At 40.0% G+C, this 1,991-nt stretch carries 3 protein-coding genes; 2 read left to right on the plus strand and 1 reads right to left on the minus strand.

Going from position 1 to position 1,991, the window contains the following annotated elements; all coding sequences use genetic code 11:
• Positions 1–515 (plus strand): DUF1998 domain-containing protein (locus tag OU792_RS18420; RefSeq protein WP_274671040.1); only part of this gene is annotated, 515 nt, incomplete at its 5' end.
• Here OU792_RS18420 and OU792_RS18425 read toward each other — a convergent pair.
• Entirely contained in the window at positions 512–787 is a 276-nt protein-coding gene (locus OU792_RS18425) for a helix-turn-helix domain-containing protein (protein WP_274671041.1), read from the minus strand. The genes OU792_RS18420 and OU792_RS18425 overlap by 4 nt on opposite strands.
• A gap of 87 nt (positions 788–874) precedes the next feature.
• Here OU792_RS18425 and OU792_RS18430 point away from each other — a divergent pair, with 87 nt between their 5' ends.
• A complete protein-coding gene (locus OU792_RS18430) occupies positions 875–1,912 on the plus strand; it encodes a hypothetical protein (protein ID WP_274671042.1) in 1,038 nt (345 codons plus the stop codon).
• The last annotated feature ends 79 nt before the right edge of the window (positions 1,913–1,991 follow it).

Consider the following 1,991-nt stretch of genomic DNA (forward strand, 5'->3'; position numbering starts at 1 on the left):
GATCGCACCGAGAGCGGTTTACTACGCTAGCGCAAAAGCTGATCAATGGGCCGATAGACATAAGCCCTGCATTTATTCTACTTCACACGTTTGCTCATTTATTAATAAATCGCCTTTGTTATAACTGCGGGTATGGATCTTCCTCACTAAGAGAAAGATTATACTATTCTAGCTCCGAGAATAATAGAATGAATGGAGTATTAATTTATACATCCTCTGGAGATTCTGAAGGGTCTATGGGAGGGCTTGTTAGACAAGGAAAAGAAGGTAATTTCTACAAGCTTGTTCGAGAAATTATTGAAGATGCCAGATGGTGCTCTGCTGACCCAGTTTGTATGGATGTAGGCAGTACAACCGGTCAAGGTCCTGACTCTCTTAATGGGGCAGCTTGTCACAATTGTGCTATAGTGCCTGAAACGAGCTGTGAAGAGTTTAATAGGTTATTAGATAGGTCATGTTTAATTGGAACTTATTCTAATCCAAATAGTGGATTTTTTGCAAATACAAATATTTAGAACAATAGCAGTTTAATTTCCACCCCCAACACCCCCCCCCCCCTCCCCCTCCCCCCCCCTGCCTTTCGAACCAAAGCATCCCGATTCAGACTAGGGACCAAAGCCCCCGCCAACTTCTCCATCACCTCCAAAGATACATTTCGCTTCCCCAGCTCAATGGCTGAGATATAAGGCCGGTTGAGACCCGACTTTTCTGCAAGTTCTTCTTGGGACAAACCCTTTTCTTTTCTTAAAACTCGAAGTCTTTGACCAAATTTTTCCTTTATATCCATTAATTATTTTTGTTTACTATTGTAAACATTTTGGATTTTCCTTATCTTATTATCGTTCGATTTGACAACGATATTAACAAAAAATCCATGTACAGCAATTACCTGCCTCCTACTCTACCAGAAAATTGGGTCTTGGCCGAAATTGATCAAGAAAACGACTACATCGAGTTTCTGGGCTTTGACGAAGAACTCTTGGTCTCAATCATAGCACAGCCAGCAGACAATCCGGAAGAGCCTTATTTCCTTTGCTTAAGCCAGCTTAAGGGGATGCTCGGAAGATATGATTTCGATTCTTTAGACTGGCCTGAATGGTATACCAATGAGGAAATGGCAGTACGATCTGCTATTAATTTGATGGAATGGATCAATCAGAAATATCAGGACATTGACCCTGTAAGCAAGGAGGTCTATATTTCCATAGGCACGGAAGAGCAGCTTCCCCTTATTCAAAAATTCTTTGATGAAGAATTGAAAATTCATGAATACCGAGAAGAGAAGCTGGTATTTAAGAAAGCCCGACTTCTTGCTGGTTCCAATTCATTTTCGGAATCCGCTATTCAAACCATCAGCCATTTTGCCCAATGCTATAATCTTCCCTTTTATGAAATCAAGGGTGGATTACTATGCAATGAACGGTTTCAATTAATTGAGGATTTTAGGCACAATTTATTCGAGTATTTAAAGTCGATTGAGTACCATCCATCCAATATGGAGATTAAATACCCAACTGAAGTTGGTCAAATAGTCAAATTTCATTCTCCCTACCCTGATGAGGATCCCAATCAGCTTTATCTTTTGATAGAGATTTTTGACTATGAGGGAGACATTCTACCAAAAGCAGATATCAAAGCATTAAATACTGGGCTGTCGTTTCCGCCAATTCAATCAGTCAAATTGAAAGACCTAGAAATTGCTGAAGTGAATAACTCTGTCCTAATAGGTTTCGAAGGAACCATCATCTCAGCTTCAGGAAGTTATATTTCTGGAAAAATCACGGAAGTTTCACCCATCAAGCAGACAGTCAATTTGACTAAGAGAAAGAGCCAAGTAGACACAAATGTAGCCGTAATTGTAGAGGACCCCTCCGGAGAAATCCATCAAGGCTATTTGACTGTATTGTTTTAGAATTTCATCTAAACCTATGAATCATGAATACTGCCATAAAAAGTCTTCCTGACGTCCAATCCTTTTTCCTCCAGCTTAT

The organism is Algoriphagus sp. NF (assembly GCF_028823735.1).
Lineage (GTDB): Bacteria > Bacteroidota > Bacteroidia > Cytophagales > Cyclobacteriaceae > Algoriphagus > Algoriphagus marincola.

Coding starts and splice junctions, on each gene's coding strand:
- OU792_RS18425 (WP_274671041.1), bottom strand. CDS start 787: ATGGATATAAAGGAAAAATTTGGTCAAAGACTTCGAGTTTTAAGAAAA.
- OU792_RS18430 (WP_274671042.1), top strand. CDS start 875: ATGTACAGCAATTACCTGCCTCCTACTCTACCAGAAAATTGGGTCTTG.